15 protein-coding genes and 1 pseudogene are annotated in these 24,510 nt (G+C 69.1%); 6 read left to right on the top strand and 10 right to left on the bottom strand.

Annotated elements, in window-relative coordinates:
* Nucleotides 1–477 precede the first annotated feature (477 nt).
* The 5 genes from ACFFQA_RS10205 to ACFFQA_RS10185 form a co-directional block, all read right to left on the bottom strand.
* A complete protein-coding gene (locus ACFFQA_RS10205) occupies nt 478–1,227 on the bottom strand; it encodes a hypothetical protein (RefSeq protein ID WP_377851511.1) in 750 nt (249 codons plus the stop codon).
* The gene (locus tag ACFFQA_RS10200) at nt 1,224–3,074 is read right to left on the bottom strand and encodes a class I adenylate-forming enzyme family protein (RefSeq protein ID WP_377851510.1); all 1,851 of its coding nucleotides are present in this window, start codon (nt 3,072–3,074) and stop codon (nt 1,224–1,226) included. Before ACFFQA_RS10200 ends, ACFFQA_RS10205 begins: the two co-directional genes overlap by 4 nt.
* Before the next feature lie 18 nt (nt 3,075–3,092).
* Nucleotides 3,093–3,458 (bottom strand): nuclear transport factor 2 family protein, encoded by a 366-nt coding sequence (locus tag ACFFQA_RS10195; RefSeq protein ID WP_377851509.1) that lies wholly within the window; start codon nt 3,456–3,458, stop codon nt 3,093–3,095.
* Nucleotides 3,455–14,908, bottom strand: a complete 11,454-nt coding sequence (locus tag ACFFQA_RS10190; protein WP_377851508.1) for a non-ribosomal peptide synthetase — start codon at nt 14,906–14,908, stop codon at nt 3,455–3,457. The genes ACFFQA_RS10195 and ACFFQA_RS10190 overlap by 4 nt, the downstream gene beginning before the upstream one ends.
* Before the next feature lie 276 nt (nt 14,909–15,184).
* Nucleotides 15,185–15,979, bottom strand: coding sequence for a nucleotidyltransferase domain-containing protein (locus tag ACFFQA_RS10185; protein ID WP_377851507.1), 795 nt, complete (start codon nt 15,977–15,979; stop codon nt 15,185–15,187).
* Nucleotides 15,980–16,228: 249 nt separating this feature from the next.
* On the opposite strand from ACFFQA_RS10185, the gene ACFFQA_RS10180 reads away from it, so the two are divergent.
* Together ACFFQA_RS10180 and ACFFQA_RS10175 are read left to right on the top strand one after the other, a co-directional pair.
* Nucleotides 16,229–16,834: an NAD(P)H-dependent oxidoreductase gene (locus ACFFQA_RS10180; protein ID WP_377851506.1), complete on the top strand. Its 606-nt coding sequence runs from the start codon at nt 16,229–16,231 to the stop codon at nt 16,832–16,834.
* 134 nt (nt 16,835–16,968) lie between these two features.
* The gene (locus ACFFQA_RS10175) at nt 16,969–17,271 is read left to right on the top strand and encodes a hypothetical protein (protein WP_377851505.1); all 303 of its coding nucleotides are present in this window, start codon (nt 16,969–16,971) and stop codon (nt 17,269–17,271) included.
* A gap of 133 nt (nt 17,272–17,404) precedes the next feature.
* Here ACFFQA_RS10175 and arsB read toward each other — a convergent pair whose 3' ends face one another.
* A complete protein-coding gene (arsB, locus tag ACFFQA_RS10170) occupies nt 17,405–18,484 on the bottom strand; it encodes an ACR3 family arsenite efflux transporter (RefSeq protein ID WP_377851504.1) in 1,080 nt (359 codons plus the stop codon).
* The gene (locus tag ACFFQA_RS10165) at nt 18,481–18,780 is read right to left on the bottom strand and encodes an ArsR/SmtB family transcription factor (protein WP_377851503.1); all 300 of its coding nucleotides are present in this window, start codon (nt 18,778–18,780) and stop codon (nt 18,481–18,483) included. Before ACFFQA_RS10165 ends, arsB begins: the two co-directional genes overlap by 4 nt.
* A 70-nt stretch (nt 18,781–18,850) precedes the next feature.
* Here ACFFQA_RS10165 and ACFFQA_RS10160 point away from each other — a divergent pair, with 70 nt between their 5' ends.
* Entirely contained in the window at nt 18,851–19,261 is a 411-nt protein-coding gene (locus ACFFQA_RS10160; protein ID WP_377851502.1) for an arsenate-mycothiol transferase ArsC, read from the top strand.
* Between the two features lie 42 nt (nt 19,262–19,303).
* On the top strand, nt 19,304–19,630 hold the full coding sequence (locus tag ACFFQA_RS10155; protein ID WP_377851501.1) for an ArsR/SmtB family transcription factor: 327 nt from the start codon (nt 19,304–19,306) through the stop codon (nt 19,628–19,630).
* 41 nt (nt 19,631–19,671) lie between these two features.
* Here ACFFQA_RS10155 and ACFFQA_RS10150 read toward each other — a convergent pair whose 3' ends face one another.
* Nucleotides 19,672–21,003, bottom strand: coding sequence for an NAD(P)-binding domain-containing protein (locus tag ACFFQA_RS10150; RefSeq protein ID WP_377851500.1), 1,332 nt, complete (start codon nt 21,001–21,003; stop codon nt 19,672–19,674).
* Between the two features lie 99 nt (nt 21,004–21,102).
* Between ACFFQA_RS10150 and ACFFQA_RS10145 the strand changes: the two genes are divergently transcribed.
* Both ACFFQA_RS10145 and ACFFQA_RS10140 read left to right on the top strand, forming a co-directional pair.
* Nucleotides 21,103–21,939 carry a helix-turn-helix domain-containing GNAT family N-acetyltransferase gene (locus ACFFQA_RS10145; protein ID WP_377851499.1) on the top strand — a complete coding sequence of 279 codons (837 nt, stop codon included), beginning with the start codon at nt 21,103–21,105 and terminating at the stop codon, nt 21,937–21,939.
* 384 nt (nt 21,940–22,323) lie between these two features.
* Nucleotides 22,324–22,508 (top strand): annotated as a pseudogene (locus ACFFQA_RS10140) (IS5/IS1182 family transposase); the annotation flags it as partial.
* A 224-nt stretch (nt 22,509–22,732) separates the two neighbouring features.
* Here the strand turns inward: ACFFQA_RS10140 and ACFFQA_RS10135 are convergent.
* Nucleotides 22,733–23,860: an HNH endonuclease signature motif containing protein gene (locus tag ACFFQA_RS10135; RefSeq protein WP_377851498.1), complete on the bottom strand. Its 1,128-nt coding sequence runs from the start codon at nt 23,858–23,860 to the stop codon at nt 22,733–22,735.
* 280 nt (nt 23,861–24,140) lie between these two features.
* Complete coding sequence (locus tag ACFFQA_RS10130; protein WP_377851497.1) at nt 24,141–24,293, bottom strand: hypothetical protein; 153 nt, start codon at nt 24,291–24,293, stop codon at nt 24,141–24,143.
* Nucleotides 24,294–24,510: the final 217 nt, after the last annotated feature.

Genomic DNA, 24,510 nt, shown 5'->3' with positions numbered 1-24,510 from the left:
CGGACACCAGGGACCACGCGTCAGCCTCCGTCCACTCGGCCAGCCTCCGTCCACTCGGCCAGCCGGGGCCGAAGCCGAGTTCCTATGGCAGATGTCCCCCAGGGATCCCGGCGCGCAGCACGAATCGCGTTATGGAGCACCAGCCGATCCGGATGCCGAACCCGACGCTTCACCTTGGGCAGCAACGGCTTGATCACCGCCCACAGCTCGTCATCAACTCCCCAAGGCTTCGGCCGAGCCCCCGGATCATCACTCCCAGGGTGACCCAACCACCCCGTAGCTCATTTCGCGTTTTGTAGGCTTAATGCGAAATGAGAGCGCTCTTTTGCGCATCAAGGTGACAAAACGCGAGAACCCCGACCACGCCAGCCGGCCAGCCACGCGCGCCCGGCGCGGGAACGGCGCGGAACGGGGCGGGAACGGCGCGGAACGGGGCCGACGGGGCTGGTGGTCGGCACCGCCCCGCCGGAGGTGGGATCAGGCGGGACCGGTGGTGTCCGCGCACGTGCTGGCCGGGCTCTTGTCCTTGGCGAGGAAGATCGTCTGAGCCATCATGCGGTAACCCGACATCCCCTCCCGCAGGGTCTCGATCGACTCCTCCGGGTGCACGGAGTCGATCACCGCGTTCGGGCCGACCGCGTTGAACTGGTGCGAGACCCCGCGCGGGATCTGCATGTCCACCCAGGAGTCCGGCGGCACGATCACGTTGTACCGGTCGCGGTGCACGCCGTCGGGGGTGCCGGGCAGCGGGTCGACGAAGCTGTCCAGCGGGCTGGTCCAGCTCGGCGAGGGCCGCACCGTGATCGGGGAGAGGCTCGACACCCGGATCGTGGTGTTCGCGCCGGTCATCATGCGCACGAACCGGAGGCCGGTGTGCAGGTGCATCCGGGAGCAGATGTCGCGTTCTCCGGTGTCGTAGAAGTCCATCAGGTAGCGGTCGGCGAAGAACCCCTCGAACGGCGGCTCGACCATGAAGACGTCGCCCTCCTCGAACTCCTGGGCCTCCTTCAGCTCCCCCTGCGGAGTGGGGGAGAGCCGCTCACGATCGTGGGCAGCTCTGACCAGCCCGGTGAGAGCGTCGACGACGGCCTGTGCCGCGACGGGCGGCAGTTGCACCACGGGGGTCAGCCGGTTGCGGGAAGGGTCTTGGTGCCGCCGGATGTCGAGGATTTCGTCCTCGTGGTCGGGCGTCCGCTTCATCCTGCCGGGGGCGAGGTCGTAGGTCATCCCATGGCTCCAGTCTCTGTGTCGGGTCCAGGTTGTGGCGCGTGTGCCCACACCACGCCGCCGAGGTCATGCCGTCCCGCGCGCATCACGGAACAGCCCGCAGTGGCGAAGCCTCGGCCGCGCAGGGCGTGCAGGTGTTCCCAGCGGTCGATCCCGACTCCGGTCCGCTCACCGTCCACAAAGGACCACAGTGCTCCGAGCGCCCAAGGCAGGCCATCCGTCGTGGTGTCGGGCACGTGGGGCAGTACGAGCAGCGCGCCGTCCTCAATGCGTCCTTCGGTGCCGAATGGCACCAGGTCACGTGGGAAGCCTTGGCACGAAATGACTTCGGCGGCGAGCTCGGCGTAGTCCGACAGGGGCCACATGGTCAGCAACCGTGTTCGCCACCGGGCCTTGCTCGCGGCGAGCTCGGCGTTGTCCTCGGAGTTCCAGTGCTCGCGCATGAAGTCGAAGGCGGCGAAGACAGCTTCGTCGCCTTTCTGGTACCCGACGTGCTCGGCGAGGGCTCGCAGCTCTGCGTCGTCCGAACCGAGGCGCAGCAACTCGTGCGCGGTGGCCGCCGCGTAGCGCAGCAGCCGCTCGTACCGCGCGGGTGCCTGGCGGCGCGCTGCGAGAGCACGGCCCATCGCTGTGCGTTGCGGTTTGCCGGTGGAGGTGGCCTGGAACCCACCGAAGCGGATCACGGCGGGCCGCAGCGGGGTCCGCTCACACAGCTCACGCACGGCGGAGAGGGGTTGGTCGGTGGCGACGAGCCCGATGTCCTGGCCCAGCGTGGGTTCGCTGACCCCCACCGCGGCGAAACGCCCGGACAGCCCCGCTTCACGCCAGCCTCGTTCGATGTCGAGCGGGTAGTGCTTCTCACCACCCCGGTTGATGCGCTCCTTGGTCCTGCCGCGCAGCACCAGCAGCCCGTCGCGCAGTTCGCCCAGATCCCCGGTCCGCAGCCAACCGTCCTCGGTCACCGTGGCCGCGGTCGTCTCCCGGTCCTGCCAGTAGCCGGTCATCAGGTCGGGAGTCCTGATCCACACCTCCCCGGACTCCAACCGCAGCTCGGTCCCGGGCAGGGGGAGGCCGACCGGCGGGGCGTCCTCCAGGTACTGCCTGGCGAACTCGGTCCCGTCGAGCCGCGGCATGGTGAAGCTGAAGTTCACCGCCTCGGTCAGGCCGTAGCCCTGGCGCAGCCGAGGTCCGTAGCGGCGGTGGAAGCGCCGGGCGAGGTCGCTGGTCAGCGGAGCGGCGGCGGTGATCAGGTACTCCAGCCCGTCCGGCCACGCGGGGGCGACCTCCAGCAGATCCGCCAACAGCGCGGGCACGATGGAGGCGGTCCTGGCCTCGGCAGCTCCAAGCGCGGCGAAGTAGGCGGCGGGGTCGAAGCTCGGCTGGAGCACGAGCGGAGCGCCAGTGATGTGCGTTCCGAGCAGGGACATCACCAAGGCGTTGCAGTGGTACAGCGGCAGGCATGTCCCATGTGGACGGTCCGGTGCGATGCCGTGCAGCTCGGCGGTTTTGCGCGCGTTGCCGAGCACCGCGCTCCGGCTGAGCATCACGCCCTTCTGCGGGCCGGTGGAGCCCGAGGTGAACATGATGTACGCCAAGTCAGCGCTGTCGGAGTGGGCGGAGGGGAGGCCGGTGCCACGGAATCCGCGAACGTCGACGACGGCCGATGCGGCGACTCGCTCGACGATCCCGGAGACCGTGGCATCGGTGGACCTGGGGTGTAGGGGAACAGCGACGAGGTCGAGGTCGAAGCAGGTGAGCAGGGTCTGTGCCAGCTCCTCGCCGTTGGGCAGTCGGATCACCACCCTCGCGCCCGTCGGCAGGCCAGCCAGTTCGGTCCGGGATCGCACCGGCGCACTCCTTTGCACTCAGACCGTTGGGGTGAAGAAGAACGTCTCGCGTCGGAGGAACCGCGCGTCGTCGGAGACCTCGAAGAAGTCAGCGAAGCGCAGCGAGACGCGGCTCCCGTTCTTCAGATCGCCGGAGAAGTGGGCCCGCACCACAACGGTGCGCCCCGCCACCACGAACTCCCCGAGATGGTGGTGGCCGGAGGCGATCACGCGGTCAGTCCGGTAGAAACTCCGCAACGCCGCGTGCCCACGCAACGGCGCGTAGCCCGGACGCAGGTAGACGGCATCGTCGTCGAAGAGCCCTACCACGCCTTCGACGTCGCCGGCGTCAACCAACTCGTAGTACGTGCGAACTGCTGCGGTCGCCCGCTTCGCGGTGATCACCGTGACGCCCGCAGGTGCTCCCGGAGTGCCGCACCCACCATGTCGACGTTCTGCGGCTGCATGATGCGGTGGTGGACACTGGGCACCTTGTGGACCGCCAGCGCACCACCGACGTTGGGACGCCACAACTCCCAGGTCGGGATCTCACGCGGTGGGCCACCAGTGGCGCCGATGTAGACGACGTCGCCGTGGTAGACGGGCGGACGGTAGGCGCGCATGAGCCGTTCGTTGTTGCGCGACACCGCGACGATGCGGCTGATGTCCTCCTCGGTGAACCGCGCCAGCAGGCTTCCCTCGCGGCGCAGCAGGGCTGACACGGTGGTGAAGTCCAGCTCCGCCGTGGAGAACTCGTCGTCGTTGAAGCCCACCGCGGTCAGCAGGACTCGGAAGATCCGTTCATCGTCGATGGCCAGCCCCGGTTCGGACCCGGTGCCGGCGATGGTGTCCACCAGGAACAGTTCACCGACCTCCTCGCCGAGTTCGCGCAGCCGCACCGCCATCGCGTGCGCCGCCAACCCTCCGAAGGACCAGCCGACGAGGTGGTACGGCCCGGTCGGCCGCACTGAGCGGAGCAGCTCCACATACCGCTCGGCCATCTCCTCGACGCTCTGCGGCATGTCCTCGACATCGGCCTGGATCCCGTACACCGGGTGGTCGCGGTCGATGTGCCGCAGCAGCCCCGAGTACAGCCAGCTGATACCGCTGAGCGGGTGCACGCAGATCACGGGTGCGGCGCGCCCACCGGTGCGGAAGGCAACCATGTGACCGCGTTCGCTCTCGTCCTCTGACCCGCCGAGCAGCCGGTTCAGCTGCGCGGGGGTGCCTGCCTCGAAGACGTCGCGGATCGTCGGCTCCACCCCGAGCACCGCGTGCACGCGCTCAGCCAGCCGCGCGGCGATCAGCGAGTGCCCGCCCAGTTCGAAGAAGTTGTCGCTCGGACGAACCTTGGGCAGCCCGAGCACCTCGGCGAACAGCTCGCACATCAACTGCTCGTGCAGTGTTCCCGGAGGAGCGGAGTCGGTGACGGAGGTCGTCCAGTCGGGCTCGGGGAGCTGGTCGCGCAGCAGTTTTCCGTTCCTGTTCAAAGGAAGCCGGTCCAGCGGGACGAGCCGCGCCGGCACCATGTAGTCGGGCAGGTGCCGCGCCACGTGCTCGCCGACAGCGTTCAGGTCGATGCCGTCACCGGAAGGCACGACGTAACCGACCAGCCTCCGGTCGTCCGAGCCGCGGTCGTGCACGCTCGCCGCAGCCGCGTGGACCTGGGGGTGCCGCGCGAGGACGGCCTCGATCTCGCCGAGCTCGATGCGGTGGCCCCGCACCTTGACCTGGTCGTCCGTGCGGCCGTGGAACCGGATCATCCCGTCAGCGCCCCACGCGGCGAGGTCGCCGGTGCGGTACATCCGGGCACCGGCAGGGCCGAACGGATCGGCGACGAACCTGCTCGCGGTCAGCGGCAGCTGGTTCAGGTAGCCCGACGCGACACCGGCCCCGGCGATGTACAGCTCTCCGACGACCCCGGGCGGTACCGGCCGCATCCGCTTGTCGAGCACGTAGCACCTGGTGTTCCACAGTGGACGTCCAAGTGGGACAGTCTGTCCGTCCACTCTGGTCACCGCGTGCGTTGTGGACCAGACCGTGGTCTCGGTCGGCCCGTAACAGGCCAGCAGCGAGCACCCCAGGTCGCTCAACGCCTCAGCCAGTTCGGACGGGACCGTCTCACCGCCGATCACCGCACGAATGCCGCGCAGGTGGCGCGGTCGCCGCGCGAGAAGCGTCTGCCACAGCGACGGGGTCGCCTGCATCACCGTGACCCGTTGACGTTCGAGCAGCTCCAGCAGCTCACCGGGATCACGCAACGACTCCCGGTCGGCCAGCACCACCGCGGCACCGGTCACCAGGGCCAGGTACCACTCGGGCTTGGACATGTCGAAGCTGGCGGGAGCGGAGGCAAGCACGCGGTCCTGCTCCCGCACGCCCAGCTGCTCGCGCAGGGCCAGCACCAGGTTCACCAGCGCGCTGTGCGGGACGACGACGCCCTTCGGACGGCCGGTCGAGCCAGATGTGTGGATCACGTACGCGGTGCCCTCCGGCACCGTGCCGCCCGGCGAGGTCACGCTCACGCCTTCGTTGCGCACGACCAGACACGGACGCGTGTCGGCGAGCAGTGCGGTGAGGCGTTCGCCGGGGAGATCGGGGTCCAACGGTACGTACGCGGCTCCGATCGCCTGGACCGCGAGCATGGTCGCCAGCAGATCCGGATCCCGCCGCAGCACGAGCGCGACCAGGCTTCCCGGCCCGGCTCCGCGCGCGGCGAGATCCGTCGCGATCTCGTCAACGCGTGCGGACAACTCGCGATAGGTGAGGACCGTGTCGCCGTAGATCACTGCTGGCGCATCTGGAACTCGGTCGGCCTGAGCGGTGAACAGCTCGTGCACGGTTGTCCCGGGTACTTCGCGCGCGGTGCTGTTCCACCTGACGATCATCCGGTCCTGCTCCCCCCGAGTGAGGATCGGCAGATCGGCGATCGGCGTGTGCGGAGCCTCGACCGCTGCGCGCAGGAGCCGTTCCAAACGAGCGAGCAGCAGCCGGGCGGTCGCGGGGGTGAACAGCTCCGTGTCGTACTCCAGCTCGCCGGTCACACCGGCGGGTCCTCCGGTGACGTCGTGCTTCTGCCGCAGGCTCCACAGCAGGTCCATGCGCGAAGCGCCGCCGTGCACCGCGACCGGCTCCACGCGCAGATCTGGGAGGTCGAAGTCGGCGGGTGGGGTGTCCTGGAAGGCCAGCATGACTTGGAACACCGGGTGGTGGGAAAGCGAACGCGGCGGGTTGAGAGCTTCCACAACGCGTTCGAACGGGAGTTCCTGATGCGCGAAGGCGTCGAGGTCGACCGCGCGCACCCGGTCCAGCAGCTCGGCGAACGTCGGCGATCCGGAGAGGTCCGTGCGCAGCACCACGGTGTTGACGAAGCACCCGATCGTCTCGTGCAGCGATTCGTCGTGGCGTCCGGCGACCGGGGTGCCGACAGGAATGTCCTCACCAGCGCCCAACCGGGACAGCAGTGCCGCGATCGCGGCGTGCAGCACCATGAACAAGCTCGTCCGCGTGGACCTGGCGAGGTCGCTCAACGCCGCGTGCAGATCAGCGTCGAGATCGAACTCCAGGGTTTCCCCGCGATGCGCCGACACCTGTGGCCGTGGGTGGTCGGTCGGCAGCGGCAGCACGTCGGGGACACCGCGCAGGACGTCGGTCCAGTGGCTGATCTCGTCCTGCTGGTCGATCTCGTTCTGCCACAGCGCGTAATCCGCGTACTGCACGAGACCGGCGCTCCACTGTGGACTATCTCCCCGCGCACGAGCCTGGTACGCGGTGGACAGATCGCGGGCGAGTGGGGACAGGGACCAGCCATCCGCCGCGATGTGGTGCAGCAGGATCAGCAGCACGTGCTCCTCGTCCGCCAGCCGGTACACCACCGCGCGCACGGGGAGTTCAGCGGTGAGGTCGAACTGGTGCGCCGAAGCCTCGGCGAGTCGGTCGGCCAGCTCGGTCTCGGATGCGCTCTCCACGATGAACGGCAGCACGTCCGGTGTCCCGATGCACTGGTAGGGCTCGCCCTCGCACTCCGCGACGGTCGTGCGCAACACTTCGTGGCGGGCCACGACGTCGTGCAGCGCCTCGCGCAGGTGCTCAGCCGAAAGCCGACCGGTCAGCCGCACCGCGAACGCCATGTTGTAGACCGAGTTCGCCTGTGCGAAACGGCTGAAGAACCACAACCTGCGCTGAGCAGGGGAGAGCGGGATTCGCTCCGGCCTCCGCGAGACGGGAACTCTCGGCAGTGACGCCTCTGTCCGCAGTTGGAGTCGTTGTGCCAACGCGGCGACGGTCGGCGCGTCGAAGAGGGTGCGGATGCTCAACTCCGTGCCCGTCGCCGCGCGAACACGGTTGATCAGCTGGGTGGCGAGCAGCGAGTGCCCGCCCAGGTCGAAGAAGCTGTCCTCGGCACCGACTCGGGACACCCCCAAGGTCTCGGCGAACAGGCCGCACAGCAGTTCCTCCCGCTCGTTCGCGGGGGCCCGGCTCACCGGGAGGGCGGCATCGGGTCTGGGGAGTGCCCTGCGGTCGAGCTTTCCATTGGTGGTCAACGGGATTCTGTCCACCAACGTGATGAAGGACGGAACCATGTGCGTTGGCAGGACCGACTTGGCGTACTCGCGTAGGACCGTGGCATCCAGCTCACCGCACGGCACGGCGTAGGCGATCAGCCTGCTCCCGCCGGAGTCCTGATCAGCGAGCACGACGGCGTGTGCGACAGCCGGGTGCTGTTCGAGCACGCGCTCGACCTCACCGGGCTCGATCCGGTAACCCCGGATCTTCACCTGGTGGTCGGTGCGGCCGAGGTACTCCAACGAGCCGTCGGGCCGGTGGCGGGCGAGGTCGCCGGAGCGGTACATCCTGGTTCCCGGGGGCCCGAACGGGTTCGCGACGAAGCGGCTCGCGGTGAGGCCGGGTTGCCCCAGGTAGCCGCGGGTCACACCGGGGCCGGAGACGTAGATCTCGGCAGGGCAGCCCGGTGGTACCGGGCGCAACGCGTGGTCCAGCAGGTGCAGGCGCAGATCAGCCAGAGCCGTGCCGATGACGCTGCTGGTCTCCGTGGGATCGGTCAGCTCCACGTAGGTCGAGTGCACGGTGGTCTCGGTGATCCCGTACATGTTGACCAGCTTCGGTCGACCGTCGCCGAACCAGGAGCGGATGCGCGAGACCTCCAGCGCTTCGCCGGCGAAGATGACGGTTCGCAAGTGCGGCAGCTGCGCGGTTTCCGCCTGCACGAGTTGGTAGAACGCCGAAGGCGTCTGCCCCAGCACCGTGACGCGCTCCCGTGCCAACAACTCCAAGAACTCGCGCGGTGATCTGACCACGCTGTCCGGGACGACGACCAAACGACCGCCTCGACCAAGCGAAGCCCACAACTCCCACACGGACACGTCGAAGGCATAGGAGTGGAACAGCGCGTGCACGTCGTTGTGGGCGAAGCCGAACTTGTCGTCGGTCACCGCCAAGAGCCGTCCCACGTTGTGGTGCGAAACTACAACCCCCTTGGGAGCGCCAGTGGAACCGGAGGTGTAGATCACGTACGCGGTGCTGTCGGGGTTGATGGTCCTGCCGAGGTTCTCGGACGAGTACGCGGCCGTCGCGCTGCTGTCCAACACGAGCTGCGGCACCGGCACCTCGCTGGGCTCGGCGGTGACGATCAGGACGGGATCGGCGTCGGCCAGCACGCGCCGAACTCGTTCGGCGGGCTGCTCCGGGGCCAACGGCAGGTACCCCGCGCCGGACTTCAGCACCGCGAGCACGGCGACCACGAGGTCCAGCGAACGCGGCAAGAGCAGAGCGACCAGGCGCTCCGGCCCCGCGCCGCGCTCGACCAGCTGTCGCGCGAGTCGGTTCGCCCGCGCGTTCAGCTCTCGATACGACAGCTCCTGCCCATCGCACGAGACGGCCACCGCGTCCGGGTGCTCGCGCACCTGCGCCTCGAACAGCTCGGGAAGCGACACCCGATCCGTCTGCGGAGTCGCGTCGTCGCGGTCGTGCTCGTCGGGCAACAGCAGGTCGATCTCGCCCAGCAGCGCGTCAGGATCGGCACAGATGCGTTCGAGCAGTGCCGTGAGCCGGGTGAGCAGACGATGCGCCCCGTCGTCGTCGAGAACATCGGTGCTGAAGTCCAGCCGCAGCCGGAACCCGTCTCCCGGCATCACGATCAGCGTCAGCGGGTAGTGCGTGCCGTCCAGGCCCTGCACGTCCTTGAGCGCCAGACCCGGGACCAGGTCGTGGAGCTCGTCCTGGTCGAGTGGGTAGTTCTCGAACACCACCACGGTGTCGAACAGTTCGGAGTGCCCGGTGAGCGACTGGAGCCGGGTGAGGTCGGCGTGCTGGTGCTCCAACAGGGACAACTGCTGTTCACGAAGAGCAGCAAGGGATTCCGCGACCGTTCTGCCCGGATCGATCCGCACGCGGACCGGAATGGTGTTGATGAGCAAGCCGACGATGTTCTCCACGCCGGGCAGCTCCGGTGGTCTTCCGGAGACCGTCGCCCCGAAGACCACGTCCGTGCGTCGAGTCAGCGCGCCGAGCAGGACGGACCACGCGAGCTGCACGATGATGTTGGCGGTCAAGCCCTGGCGCTGCGCCGTCGCGTTGATGAGCGCGCTCGTGGGCTCGTCCACATCGACGACCAGTCGCCGCCTGGGTGCGGCCGATCCGCGCCGCCCCGCGCCCCCGACGAGCGTCGGTCCATCCACAGTGGACAGCACAGCGCGCCACGCGGCCTCGTCCGCCTTGGAGTCCCTTGTGGACAGCCAGTCCAGGAAGTCCCGGTAGGGGGTCGCTGGAGGGAGGTCGCCGCCCGCGTAGAGCGCGAACAGCTCTGTGATCAGCAGCGGCATGGACCAGCCGTCCAGCAGGATGTGGTGAGTGGTCAGGACGAAGACGTGCCGTTGGTCGTCCCGCTGCGACAACGCCGCACGGACCAGGGGAGGAGCGGCGAGGTCGAACCGCCGCTGGCGATCGGCGTCGAGGAAGCGCGCGATGTCCTCGTGCGCGGGCAGCTCCTGCCACTCCACGGTGAACTCCCGTGGCACCACCTGCACTGGTCGGCCGGACGCGCTCTGCTCGATCCCGGCCGAGAGCTGGGGATGCCTGAGCAGCAGGCGGTGCAGCGCCTCGCGCAGCGCGTGGCCGTCGAGCGGTCCGCCCAGCTCGAAGACGAACTGCACGAGGTACGGGTCAGCGCCGTCGTGGTCGTAGAGGGAGTGGAACAGCAGGCCCTGCGCCAGCGGTGGCAGTGGCAGGACACCGGTGGCCCGAGCGCGGGCGCGGGACACCAGCGCCTCCAGCACGTCGAACCAACGCCGCCCCAGGTCCGCGATCCGCTCAACGGTGAGCAGCGTGCCCGGCCAGGACCAGTTCGCCACCAGCCGGGGGCCGTCCGGGTGGTCGGCGATCACCGCGTCCAGCTCGACGGCGTGGCTCATCGCCAGCCCGCCACCGGTGGCCGAACCGAGCACGGTCTCGGCGGGACGGGTTGCCCAGTCCTCGATCCCGCCGACGTCGAAGCGACCGAGGTAGTTGAACGCGAACTGCGGCTTCGGTCGAGAGGCCAGCAGGGGACCGCTCTGCGCGTTGAGGTAGCGCAGCAGGCCGTAGGTCAACCCTGTCCGCGCCGCGTCCTGCACGGTGGTGCGCATCCTGGCGACCGCGCCGTCCAACGCGGCCGGGTCGTTGCGCGCATCCGCCCAGCGGCAGCCGGGGTCGAGCACCACGGGGAACAGGCTGGTGAACCAGCCGACCGTGCGGGACAGGTCGAGGTTGTCGGCGAACTCTTCGCGGCCGTGACTCTCCAGGTCCACCAACACCGATTCCGGGCCGCTCCGCCAGTCCGCGACGGCCAGCGCGAACGCGGTCAGCAGCAGCTCGTTGACCGAGCAGTCGAACGCCGGTGCCGCGTGCTCGACCAGCGCGCTGGTGATGTCACCGGACAGTGAGACCGAATGCCATTGGCGAGTGTCCTCGGTGTCCACGTCCGGTTCCAGAGCTCGACCCGTGATGCGCGGGTCGTCCACCTGCACGGTCCACCGTGGGAACTCCGCGAGAACGGACGGGTGGTGCGCGTGTTGGAGCAAGGCTCGTGACCACTGCGGGAAGGACGTTCCGACGGGGTGCAGTCGCGGTGCTCGACCGGCAGCCACGGCCTCCCACGCGTCCTTGATGTCGTCGAGCAGAATCCGCCAGGACACGCCGTCAACCGCGAGGTGGTGCACGGTGAGGGTGAGCGTTCCCTGCTGTTCCGGTCCGGCGTCGAACCAGGTCGCGTGCACGACCTGCCCGTTCTCGGGGGCGAGGACCGGGTCCTGCGGGTTCAGCGCGACAGCGGCACGGGGGAGCACGCTCAGCGCCCAGAGTCCATCCACAGTGGACAGAGAGAGGCGCAGCACGTCGTGGTGGTCGATCACCGCTTGGAGAACGGCGCGTAGTTGGTGCTCGGTGATGCCTGAGGGAGTCCGCACCGTCATGGACTGGACGAAGCTGGTGATCGGCCCGCCGCGTTCGCGCAACCAGTGCACGATCGGTGTCAGCGCGACTGTGGGATCGTCAGCGTCCGTCAGCGCGACACGGGTGCCCGGCGAGCGTGCCTCGCCAACGCCACGAGCGAGCGCGGAGACCGTCGGGGTCCGGAACACGTCGGGGGTGCCGATGTCCAGCCCGGCGCGCTGTGCCCTGCTGGCGAGCTGGATCGCCTTGATGCTGTCGCCGCCGAGGTGGAAGAAGTCGCTGTCGAGCGGCACCTCCGCCAGCCCGAGGACGTCGCCGAACAGCTCCGCCAGGGTCCGCTCGGCCGCCGTTCGGGGTTCGGCGACCGGCACCGGCTCCGTCGCCCCGGGAGCAGGCAGCACGGCACGATCGAGCTTTCCGTTGCGCGTCAACGGCAAGTGCTCCACCGCGACAACGGCCGAAGGCACCATGAACGACGGGAGCCGCTCTGCGACCTTGGCCAACAGCTCTTCGGTGCTGACCGTCGTCGAGACGTAGGAGACCAGGCTGCGGTGCCCCGGCCGGTCCTCCCGCAGGATCGTCGCGGCCTGGCGCACTCCGGGCTCGGCCAGCAGCGCCGCATCGACCTCTCCGAGCTCGATCCGATAGCCGCGCAGCTTCACCTGCCCGTCGCCGCGGCCGACGAACTCCAGCTGGCCGTCGCCGTTCCACCGCGCCAGGTCGCCCGTGCGGTACATGCGCGTTCCGGGAGGGCCGAACGGGTCGGCCACGAAGCGCTCAGCAGTCGCTGCGGCTCGGCTCAGATAGCCTCGCGCCACCCCGGCGCCGCCGAGGTACAGCTCGCCGACCACGCCAGAAGGCACGGGTCGGAGGGCGTCGTCGAGCAGCAGCACGCGCTTGCCGTCCAACGGAGACCCGATGGGGACCGAACCCGCGTCGTCGGGCACGCCCGGCACGACGAACCTCGTCGCGAACACTGTGGTCTCGGTCGGCCCGTAGCCGTTGACCACGGTCAGTCCCGGGACCGCGGAACGCACCCGCCGCACGGCAGCGGGGGAGACGACGTCGCCCCCGGTCCACACCTGGCGCAGCCCGGAGAGGCAGGACGGGCGCTCCGAAGCGATCGCGTTGAACAGGCCGGCGGTCATCCACATGCCGGTGACACCGCTGTCGCCGATGGTCCGCTCCAGCACACCGAGGTCCAGTCGCCCCGGCTCGGCGACCACCACCTCGCCACCGGTGAGCAGCGGCACCCACAGCTCCAAGGTCAGCGCGTCGAAGGCGTGCGGCGAGTGCAGCAGGACCCGCTCCGCCCCGCCCTCGTCCCACCAGCGGTCCGCCGCGAGCCGGACCAGGTTGTCGTGGGTGATCGCGACGCCCTTCGGGCTCCCGGTGGAGCCGGAGGTGAACATGACGCACGCGAGGGTCTCCGGCTCGACGCGCGGGCTGGGCGTGTCCGCTCGGAGCGGGGAAGCACCCAGCACCACTGTGGACAGTCCCCGGTCACGCGCCCACGAGACGATCTCGTCGCTGTCCGTGCGGTGGTGGGTGATCAGCACCTCGGGGCGGGACTCGGAGAGGACTGACGCCAGCCGAGGTGTCGCGTCACCCCGGTGCAGGGGAACGTAGGCAGCCCCCGCGCGCACCACGCCCAGCACGGCCACGACCAGGTCCACCGATCGTTCGAGCACGAGAGCCACGGTGGACTCCGCACCGACCCCGGCCGAGGACAGCTCGCCCGCCAGCGCGGACGCCCGTGCGTCCAACTCGCGATAGGTCAGCCGTTCACCTGTGGCCACCGACCGCACGGCGAGCGCTTCCGGGTCGCGCCGGACCTGCTCGGCGAACAGCTCCAGGGCGGTGCCGGCCGTGCTCCGCGCCGCGGACGGCGTTCCCGTACCAGCAGCGGTGAGTTGGTCGCGCTCCGCGGGCGTGGTCGGTGTGATCCGCGCGAGGAGCGTGCTCGGGTCGGCATCCGCCAGCAGCCACATCACGTGGGTGAAGCGCTCGGCGATGTCACGGAGCCGCACCAGGTCGTAGTTGGTCGGGTTCGCGTCGAAGTCGAACCGCAGACCTCCGTCACCGCGGTCGTAGGCGACGATCGACAGGTCCTCCGACGGCGGAGCCTGGAGGTTGTGCACGGTTGCGGTGCAGGAGCCGAAGCGCAGGCCATGGTCGAAACGCTGGATGTTGAGCACCGGCCCGAAGAACTTCCTGCCGTCCTCCGGATAGCCCAGTTCGCGCCGAAGGTGTTCCCCGCGGTAGCGCTGGTGCTGCTGCACGTTCCGGATCTCGGCCGCCACCTGGTCGAGCAGACCCGCGACGGTGTCCGCGGGGTCCACGCGCACCCGCAGCGGGACGACATTGGCCGACATCGCCGGTACGGAGCCACTCAGTTCACGCGTACGTCCGGCGACAGGCAGGCTCAGCACGACGTCCCGGCTGCCGGTCATCGCGTGCAGGAAGACCGCGGTGCAGGCCGTGAGCAGCCTCGTCCACCGGTGCCCCGCGCGCCGCCCCGCCTCTCGCAAGCGGGTGAAGTCCGCCTCCGGCAGCGTTCTGGTCAGCCGCAGCGAGGAGGTCGCGGCCGGGGCCGGGCGCGACGCCAGGCTCAGGTAGTCCGGCCGGTCCGCCAGTCGCTCCAGCCACCAGGAACGGTCCTGGGCGCGGTCGGGGGAGTCGTGGTAGGCCCGCTCCGCCGCGACCAGCGTCCCCAGTGCGCCCCAGCCGCTCGCCGAGGGGGTGCGGCCCTCGCTCAAGCAGGTGTAGACCTCGGCGACCCGTTGGGTGAACAGGGCCATCCCCGCGCCGTCCAGCGCGATGTGGTGCACGCGGTGGAACAACAGCTGCCGGTCATCGGCAATCCGCAGCACCGCGCCGAGGAAGAGCGGCTCATCGGTGGTACCGCCCGCTGCGGCCAGATTGCCCCGCATCCAGTCCGACGCGGCGGCCTCCGGATCAGGAGCACCACGAAGGTCGACCACTTCGACAGGCCAGTCCGAACGAGGTGAAAGGCGCTGAGTCGGCCGCAAATCCGCCGTCTCCGTAAAGAGAACATTAAGTGCGTCGCAGTCGGCCGCGGTGCGACGGAGCGCATTGGTCAGAAGGGGGATGTCAAGGGTCCCGTCAAGGGCGACGTACTCGGCCCACAGGTAGGCTCCCGGTTCGCTGAAACCTGCCCTTTCCGTCAACCAGACGCCCAGCTGGGCATCGGATAGTTGCAGTTCAAAGGCTTGACTGTGCACAGGAATCGGTACCCCTACCGGTAATGCCGGCTGCCTTACCAGTGCATACCCCGGTTGCGCAAGTGCCGTCGCACAACCCTTGGAGAGCACCGGAAAGCGTCGCTGTCGTTGTGGCGGGATGAACGCCTCCAACTGATAGCACAAGGGGCGTTGGTAAAACATTGGTAAAATGAACTATATCACAATTTATTGCAGGCGGTTAATAACTTCTGCACCGCTGTTGTGTTCCTGTATTCAGTCATGTGGATCAGCGGTTTGGGGTGGCGATGAGCTGCTCGGGGCTACCGCGATGCTCTGCCTGAGTCGGTCGCGGCACGGTCGTCATGGACCCACATCGCACGCTCTCGAACGACACCAGCGAGCTGCTGACCTCAGTGGCCCAGCACGCGCGGGTTCACCGCGGCTTCATCCACCGCCACCCCGAGCCGCCCGGGGCGCTCAGCTCGCCTGCTCCAGGACGTCGTTGAGATACTCCACGGCAAGCTTCTCCGCCTGGCGGCGGCGTTCGATCGTGGCGCCGGTGTCGTCGAGCCACCGCCGGTAGAGCTCGACGCAGGCCAGGAGAGCCCGCCCGGCGTCGTGGCGGTCGTAACCGCACAGAGTCCTCTCCAGGTCGCGGGCCTCATCCGGTGCGATGAGTTCGAGGTGGCGGACCCCGCGAAGGGGAGCACCCACCCGTCGAGCGACCAGCGGACCCAGCACCGCCTCGCGTAGGTAGCTGAGGAAGCCGATGGCCTCGAACAGCTCGCCGCGGCCGAGCTTCGTCGCGCCGTAGTGCACCCAGATCCAGAACCGGTCCTCGATCCACTGCAGATCCAGCGACTGGGCCGTCAGCGGATGCTCCGCGAGGGAACGGGTCAGAGCACCGTCTCGGTCCCACAGGACGTCCGGGTCCTCAACGCGCTCGACGAAGTCCGAAGCCCGCACGAACTTGAAGTCGACGTGGAGCAGGGGCGGCCCGACGAGCGTGACGATCAGCCGGGGCTCCCCGACGTGTTCCCCGGTGAACCCCGCCACCAGAGTGGCCCACGAGCCGATCAGCGCGAGACGCTCCTTCATGACCGCGTCGAACGCGTCGTCGTCGACAACCACGATGAGGTCGACATCGGAATAGATGTCGGGGCGTCCGCCCGCGAGCGAACCCGCGACGGCGACACCGGCCACTCGCGAATCCCGCTGAATCCGAGGAAGTGCGTCGTCGAGGAACCGGCTGTGCACAGAGGGGGCGTCCATGGCCTTCCTTCCGGTAGAAGCAAAGTCTTCCAGGATACCTCCGCGTCTGGTCTGAGGCACAACGCTTTTGAGGTGGCTGGCTTGTCCCAACGCGACGGTGGACACAGGCGTTCCTGTGGCGATTCCGGTGCCCAGCCGATCCACACGATCCAGTGTGGACAGCAGCCCCGGGGCACCTGCCCTGCGAAGCATCGTCTCCGCCGGTCACGACCAGTGTGAACAGCTGAACGCATGCGCGAGAATGGGTGCATGACACACGTCCACGTCGTCTACGCGCACCCGAGCGCGCGGAGCTTCACGCGTGAGGTTCTCGACGCGTTCCTGGGTGGGCTCGACGACGCCGGCCACACGCGCACAGTCTCGGATCTGTACGCGATGGAGTTTCGCTCGGAGCTCACACTTGAGGAGTACGAGCGCGAATCCGGTCATCGTGCCGATGCGCGCGTTCCCGACGACGTTGCCGCCGAGCACGCCAAGCTCAATGCCGCTGACGTGTGGGCATTCATCTACCCGGTGTGGTGGACCGATTGCCCTGCACGGCTGAAGGGCTGGTTCGACCGCGTGTGGACGGTGGGGTTCGCCTACAAGCCCGCAGGCCTCCGCGCGGCCCAGAAGGCGTTGGTGCTCTGCACGGCCGGTTACAGCATCGCCGAGCTCGACTCGTCGGGTTGCTACCAAGCGATGAAGACCGCCATGCTCACCGACCGCATCGGCGAGCGAGCGCGGTCGAGCGAGTTCGTCGTGTTCGGTGGCTCTGTGCAGCGGAATGGCGAGAGCGTCAACGACCCTGAGCGCTGGGCGGCGGCCAAAGTCGCGCACTTGTCACGGGCAGCTGAGTTGGCGCGGTCGATCTGAGGGTGCGATCGTCACGACTGCCGCTGGCAGTGCAGTCACGGCCAACAGGCCCGGCGACCGGCCAACCGTTGCTCCTCGAACATCCCGGAGAGTCGGTCGTGGCAGGGACGGTCGGGGTGGGCCGCGATGGGCGGATGTTCGGTTGGGATACGCGGGCGGAACGGATCGTCGAGATCGTGGGAGAAGCGCCACTCGACGACATCGCCCTGCCCTTCAGCCACGCCAAGGAGATCGACGGACTCGAAACCGCCCGCCCCGCCTGGCTGTCGGCGCGCCACCCGCACGGCGAGTCCACGACCTTCCGTCCCGCGCAGCTCATACCCGCCCGGGAGTCCTTCCCACCGGCGGGAGCGCCGCTTCCCGCCATCGGGGCAGGCGGACTGGACGCGGGGGCAGCGCGTGTGGCGGGTTCTGGCTCCGACCCGATTGCGCGATAGGTCGCCCGCGGTTGATGGCGTCCACTGCGGAACACCGTCTCGAAGGCGTCACCGTAGCGCTGCACCGCGCCAACCTGCTTGAGCTGGTGCGGCGCAGCGCTGACTCGATCCGGGCGACGTCCAAGGGGTGCGGTCAGACTCCGGTGCGGGCGCGCCAACGGCGGCGCAGCCACAGGCTGACGTAGACCAGGCCGACGAGCACCGGCACTTCGATCAGCGGGCCGACGACTCCGGCCAGCGCCTGGCCGGAGGTGACGCCGAAGACACCGATCGCGACGGCGATGGCGAGCTCGAAGTTGTTGCCAGCAGCGGTGAACGCCAGCGTCGTGGTGCGCTCGTACGACAGGCCGCTGGCCTTGCCGAGCGCGTAGGAACCGCCCCACATCACCACGAAGTACAGCAGCAGCGGCACCGCGATCCGGGCGACGTCCAAGGGCTGCGAGGTGATGGTTTCCCCTTGCAGCGCGAAGAGGATGACGATGGTGAACAGCAGCCCGTACAGGGCCACAGGGCCGATGACGGGCAGGAATCTCCGCTCGTACCAGTCGCGGCCTCGGGAGCGCTCGCCGATGCGCCGGGAGAGGTATCCGGCGAGCAGCGGGATGCCGAGGAACACCAGGACGCTGCCGGCGATCTCCCAGGCGGAGAACTGCACGGCGGTGGTGTCCAGGCCGAGCCAGCCGGGCAGCAGGTCGAGGTAGAACCAGCCGAGCACGCCGAACATGACGACCTGGAAGACGGAGTTGAGCGCGACGAGCACGGCGGCGGCTTCGCGGTCGCCGCAGGCGAGGTCGTTCCAGATGATCACCATGGCGATGCAGCGGGCGAGCCCGACGATGATCAGCCCGGTGCGGTACTCGGGCAGGTCGGGCAGGAAGGCCCATGCGAGCGCGAACATCAGCGCGGGGCCGAGAATCCAGTTGAGCACCAACGACAACAGCAGGGTCGTGGTGTCGCGGGTGACGGTGTCGAGCTTGTCGTAGCGGACCTTGGCCAGCACCGGGTACATCATCAGCAGCAGACCGAGTGCGATCGGCAGCGAGACCTCACCGATCTTCACCGCTTCCAGCACGCCTTGCAGACCGGGGACGAACCGGCCGAGCATCAGCCCGGCGACCATCGCGACGCCGATCCAGACCGGCAGGAACCGGTCGAGGAAGGACAACCGGTGCAGCACGTCGGCCTCGGCGGGCGCGGGCGTTTCCTTGCTCAACAGGGTCTCCTGGTCTCAGCGTGAGCCCGCGCGCGTTCGGCGACGGAGGTCAGGGACGCGGCGGCGCGCTCCAGCACCTCGGGCCGCAGCCGGTAGTAGGTGAACCGGCCGCACGGCTCGGTCTCCACCAGTCCGGCTTCGCGCAACTGCTTGAGGTGGTTGGAGATGTTGGTCTGCCGGGCGCCGGTCTCCTCGACGAGGTGGCAGGTGCACAGCGCCCCGTCGCCGAGCAGCTCCACGATCCGCGCGCGCAGCGGGTCGGCCAGCACCCGCAACAGCTCTGCATCGATCGTCATCGAAACACACCATACATCAGCCTGGGCTGATGTGATTGGAGTGGCATCGTCGAGTTCGAGGAGAAGCCCCGTGAGCACTGCGCCCGAGGTCTTGTTCGTCTGCGTGCACAACGCCGGTCGGTCGCAGATGGCCGCCGCGTTGTTGCAGCACTACGCGCTGGGGCGGGTGCGGGTGCGCTCGGCGGGCTCGGCGCCCGCCGAGACGGTCAACCCCGCGGCGGCTCAGGCGCTGGCCGAGCTCGGGCTGGACATCACCGCCGAGATCCCGACGAAGCTGGCCCGCTCCGATGTCGAGGCGGCTGACGTGGTGATCACGATGGGCTGTGGTGACACCTGCCCGGTGTTCCCGGGCAAGCGCTACCTGGACTGGCAGCTGGAGGACCCGGCAGGGCAGGGCGTGGAGGCGGTGCGGCCGATCCGCGACGAGATCGACCGCCGGGTCCGGGGGCTGCTGGCCGAGCTGCTCGGCCAGCAGCCCTGACCGGGGTGGCCGGTCGGGCCCGGGGTGTGCGACGGTGACGTCGTGCCGTCCTCGCCCAGTTCGACCACGGAGTCGATCACTTCCGCGCCCCTGTCCGCCGAGCGCGCGGCGTCGGCGGCCTCGGTGTTCAAGGCGTTGGCCGATCCGGCGCGGTTGCGGTTGTTGAGCTTGATCGCCTCAGCGCCGGGCGGCGAGATCTGCGTGTGCGAGCTGGCGGGTGAGTTCGAGCTGAGCGGGCCGACGATCTCCCACCACCTCAAGGTCCTCAAGAACGCGGGGCTGATCGACGGCGAGCGCCGGGGCACGTGGGTCTACTACCGGCCGCTGCCCGCCGCGCTCGCGGAACTGGCAGCACTGCTGCGGCCCTGACTCTCGGGGAGTCTCGCCGTCGCCTTCGGCAAGGGCATGTCTCAGCAGCGGGAGCGCGGGGCGGTCAGGGAGACCTCCACCGCTCCCGCCGGGCCGCAGCAGCCGCTGGCGGTTTCGGCGGGTTCGTCGAAGACGCCGGACCCACCGCACACGCCCGTCTCGGGCAGCACCAACTCGACGCGCTCGGCGGCGGCGTGGTCCCCGGCGATCGCCGCGACGATCGAGCGGGCCTGTTCGAAGCCGGTCATGGCCAGGAACGTCGGCGCGCGGCCGTAGCTCTTCATGCCGACCAGGAACACGTTCGGCTCCGGGTGCGAGAGCTCCTTGACCCCGTGCGGGTAGACGGTGCCGCAGGAGTGCGCGTTCGGATCGACCAGCGGCGCCAACGCGACTGGGGCCTGCAACGTCGCGTCCAGTTCCAGGCGCAGCTCCGACAGCCACGACAGATCGGGGCGGAACCCTGTCAGGACAACGACTTCGTCGACCGGGTCGAGCTTGTGCCCGTCGAAGGACTCCAGCACCAGCCGACCGTCCACATCGGATGTCACGCTCGCGGTGCGGAATCCGGTCACGGTCTCGACGTACCCGGCCTGGGCGGCGGCCTTCGCCCGCAACCCCAATGCTCCCCGCGCGGGCAACTGGTCGGACTCGCCGCCGCCGAAGACCGCACCGACCGCGCCGCGCCGCAGCAGCCACACGATCCGCGTCTCCGGAGCCTGCTCGGCGAGCTCGGCCAACGCCACCAGAGCGGTCAGCGCGGAATGGCCGCTGCCCGCGACCGCGATCCGCTTGCCCGCGTACCGCGCCCGCACCACCTCATCGCTGAGATCCGGGACCCGGTAGGAAATCCGGTCGGCTGCGGCACCTTCCCCGGCCGCGGGCAGGCCGTCCCCGCCGAGGGGGTTGGGCGCTCCCCAGGTGCCGGAGGCGTCGATGACCGCCCGCGCGGTGATCCGTTCCTCCCCGGCGGCGGTCCGGACGTGCACGGTCAGCGGCTCGGTGTCGCGTCCGGCGTCGACCACGCGATCCCGTCCACGGCGAGCGACGCCGACCACCCGTGCGCCGTAGCGCACCCGATCCCCGAGCACGTCCGCCAACGGCTGGAGGTACTGCTCGGCCCACTGCTGCCCCGTCGGGTAGGTGGGCTGCTCCGGCCGCTGCCACCCGGTCGGCTCCAGCAGCCGCGCGGCGGCCGGGTCGACCAGTTCCGGCCACGCGGAGAACAGCCGCACGTGGTGCCACTGCGCCACCGCCGCTCCCGCCCGCGTCCCGGCTTCCAGGACCAGGACGGGGATCTTGCGTTCCACCAGGTTCGCCGCCGCGGCCAATCCGACCGGGCCTGCACCCACCACGACCACGGGAAACTCGTCCACGAGCCCACTCCTTGAATCGACAGTCATCGAAGCAACGAGGCGGACTCTATCGATGGACATCGATTGACGCAACCATCGATGCGTGTCGATACTGGGGGCATGAGCACCGCGCCGACGGCGGAGACCCTGTCCGCCGAGACCGCCACGACCTACTCGGAATGGTTCGCCTGCCTGGGCGAGCCCACCCGCGTCCGCCTGCTGCACACCGTCGCGGTCGCCGGGCGCGCGGTCACCGTGGGGGAGCTGACCGAGCGCCTGGGCATCAGCCAGTCCACCTGCTCCCACCACGTGCGCAAGCTCGCCGAGATCGGGTTCGTGCTGCTGCGCAAGGAAGGCACGACCACCCTGGTGGCGGTCAACCCGGGCTGCTGCACCGGCCTGCCGCACGCCGCCGACGCGGTGATGGGCGTGCTCGCCCCGCGCCCGTGCTGCCCCGCCGACCTCCCCACCGATGTGACCGTCCGCGCCCTGCGCGGCGAGGATTGGGCAGCGGTGCGGCGGATCTACCGCGAGGGCATCGACACCGGCGACGCCACCTTCGAGACCGAGGTCCCCAGCCGCGCCTCCCTGGACGCCAAGTGGCTGCCCGGGCATCGCTGGGTCGCCGAGGTCGACGGTCACGTCGCAGGCTGGGCCGCCGCCAGCGGTGCCTCGACGCGCGAGTGCTACTCCGGCGTTGCTGAGACCTCGGTGTACGTCGGCACCGACTTCCGCGGTCGCGGCATCGGGAAAACCTTGCTGCACAAGCAGGTCACCGCCGCTGATGTCGCCGGGCTGTGGACGTTGCAGACCTCGATCTTCCCCGAGAACCGCGCCAGCCTCGCCCTGCACCACTCCGCAGGCTTCCGCACCCTCGGCGTCCGTGAACGCATCGCCGTCCACCACGGCGTGTGGCGGGACACGGTGTTCCTGGAACGCCGCCGCGCCACCGACTGACCCGATCACCGGCGGCGGCCGGTCCGGCCTCGCTGCCGCCCACACCCCGCTACGCCCCACGCCCACCGCCTTCGGCAGCATGACCGCGACGCCGAAGGCCCAGGCGACATCGCGCACTCTCATGCCGTTGTTCCACGCAGTGGGTGTTGGCGGAGCCGTTGATTCTTCCTGGGGCGCCAACGCCCTCTGGGGGCATCTGCCGTTCGGGTTGCGCACCGCGCGGTGCTGGAGGCGGCGTCGGTGCGGGCGACAAGGGAGTCGTTGATCCGGTCCCAACCCGACCGGTGCACGTCTCCCACGACCTGCTGTTGCTGCTCCGACGACCACCTCGCACCGGAAACCATGGTCACGGTCATCCCGCGCGTCCGCTCCCGCTGCGGGCTGCGTGGACCCGCCAAGCTGCACGCGGGCAAGGCTGCGACGTTCGCGCCCTCCGCGTCCGGCTCCGCGAGCGCGGCATCGCCGTGCGCGTTGCCCGCACAGGCATCGACTCCTCCGAGAAACTGGGCCGCCACCGCTGGGTCATCGAACGCACCCTCACCGGCTACCGGCGCTTGACCCTGCGCTACCTCGGATTCGCTACCTCGCAGCGGCCCTGGTTTTTCCACGAAACTCTCCACACGGGCGCGGTCGGTGGCGTTGAGGTTGTGGTTGCGTTGAGGGCCGTGCTGCCGCCCCGACTCCGTCGGGTTGCCCCCGGATAATTCTCCCAGCCTCGGGTGCGGATTTCCTTGACCATCCACTACCGCTAGCCCGCTCACCTCTAGTGGTGGCGGGCTAGCCGGGGTCGGGTCTAAAACGGTGGAGCAGGATCCGCGATCGGCTCAGGCTCCGGGACATAAGTGCGGCCCATCGGGGTCGTCCAGATATGGATACCGCCCGGGAGCTGGGTTCGTTTCCACCGGGTGTGGTGTTTCATCACATGATGCCGTCGGCACTTCGCACCCAGATCGTCCGCGACGGTGTTGGTGCCGTCGAAGGGTTCGCAATGATCCAGATCGCAGCGGTGGGCCGGTTGGCGGCAGCCGATCGCCACGCACGTGACGTCGCGGGCTCTCACCAGGTCCGCGAGGGCGGCTGACGGCCGGTAGTTCGTCCGCCCCACATCCACCGCCACCCCGGTCACCGGGTCAGTCAAGATCCGCTTCCACGTACCCCCGGCCGCGATATCCCGCGCCACGTCGGCGGGGATCGGCCCGTACCCGGCGAGCATCCCGGGTTCCTGATCCATCCCCATCAACGTGGTGGCGGGGAGGGTGACCAGGACCTTCACCTCACCCTGGGGTGCACCGGTCTCCTTACCCATCAACAGGTCGAACGCGACATCGGCGCGGCGCTGGTCCATGGTGCGCTCATCCTCGCCCAGGCCTCGGGCGATGCGGTCGATCCGATCCCACACCAGGGCACCCTGGAGGGCGGTGAACTGGAACCGCAACGCGCACATCGCGTCGTCGAGGTTGAGCTTCTCCACCCGGCGGGTGCGCTTCTTCTCCTCGTGCCGCCGAGCTGCCGCTTCCGGGTCGATCTTGGCGATCAGGCGTTGGGCGTGCTGCCGGATCCGGCTGTAGTGGTGCGTGCGGGCGTACTCGATCAGTACCGCTTCCACGATCTCCGCGTGCACAGCCGTGAGCGGCTCCAGCTGGTCCACGATCAGCAGGGCCTTGCCCTGGTCGATCCGCCCCTCCTCCAAGGCGGCGAGGACGGCCGGGCGGGAGGCGAGGTTCTCGGCGTGGTTGATCAGCGTGCTGGCCTTGCGCGAGGAAATCGACAGCAGAGCGCCGACCTCGTCACCGAGATACGGGTATTCGGCGAAATCCGTGCTGACCACCAAATCGGCGAGACAGCGCGCCAGGACCGCGTGCGCGTGATTCACGGCGCGGTAGGCGTCCTCGATGGCATCGAGGGTCTCGTCCGGGGTCATATTCTTATTCTATCTCGCCGAAAATAATGATCATGGCTCTATGGAGTGAATTGGGGGTTCGATTCTTTCGCTGTCGGTGAACGTGGCACTATCGCCGAAGCCGGGCGGATGCATAGGGGTGTCTCAGTCGGAAAAGTTCGTGGAACAGGTCAGGGCGTGCGGCGGGGGATCGCGGTGGCCATGGGTTCCGGTGCGAGGTGGTCGTTGAGGGTGGCTGCGGACCCCCCCAGCCATCGGGGCGGGGCAGGAAAGGGCGTGCCCAGGTCGGGTCGGGACCGGATCAGGTCGCACACGCGGCCGCCGCCCGCGACCAGCCGATCAACCGCTGTGAGCCGAGGTCACCCGGCATCGCGACCCCGAACGACGACGGGCGCCCATCGGTCACCACGAACATGATCGCCGCGACCATTGCAAGCCATCGCGGCTCATCCACGCCCGAAGAGCACGCTCGAAGACCACGTCGGGATCCAAAAGAGACACGCGCTATAGCGCGAGTTTGGGGCGGATATCTCCGTCGAAGATGGCAACGGCGACCGACGTCCTCGGCGAGGTGTCGCGGTCTGCGTCACCGACTACGCGGGCCTCCGCGTACAAGTCGAAAAACGCTCGACTTCACGCATGTGTGAAAGGTATGCCGTTCTCCTGTCGCA

Source organism: Allokutzneria oryzae (assembly GCF_042429765.1).
GTDB lineage: Bacteria > Actinomycetota > Actinomycetes > Mycobacteriales > Pseudonocardiaceae > Allokutzneria > Allokutzneria oryzae.
The sequence above is the reverse complement of the archived record's forward strand: the minus strand, read 5'-3'. Positions and strand labels throughout refer to the sequence as shown.

Excerpts from the sequence above, each read along its gene's own strand:
- ACFFQA_RS10205 (WP_377851511.1), bottom strand. The coding sequence starts at position 1,227 with ATGACCTACGACCTCGCCCCCGGCAGGATGAAGCGGACGCCCGACCAC.
- ACFFQA_RS10190 (WP_377851508.1), bottom strand. The coding sequence starts at position 14,908 with ATGTTTTACCAACGCCCCTTGTGCTATCAGTTGGAGGCGTTCATCCCG.
- ACFFQA_RS10185 (WP_377851507.1), bottom strand. The coding sequence starts at position 15,979 with ATGGACGCCCCCTCTGTGCACAGCCGGTTCCTCGACGACGCACTTCCT.
- ACFFQA_RS10180 (WP_377851506.1), top strand. The coding sequence starts at position 16,229 with ATGACACACGTCCACGTCGTCTACGCGCACCCGAGCGCGCGGAGCTTC.
- ACFFQA_RS10175 (WP_377851505.1), top strand. The coding sequence starts at position 16,969 with ATGTTCGGTTGGGATACGCGGGCGGAACGGATCGTCGAGATCGTGGGA.
- ACFFQA_RS10165 (WP_377851503.1), bottom strand. The coding sequence starts at position 18,780 with ATGACGATCGATGCAGAGCTGTTGCGGGTGCTGGCCGACCCGCTGCGC.
- ACFFQA_RS10145 (WP_377851499.1), top strand. The coding sequence starts at position 21,103 with ATGAGCACCGCGCCGACGGCGGAGACCCTGTCCGCCGAGACCGCCACG.
- ACFFQA_RS10135 (WP_377851498.1), bottom strand. The coding sequence starts at position 23,860 with ATGACCCCGGACGAGACCCTCGATGCCATCGAGGACGCCTACCGCGCC.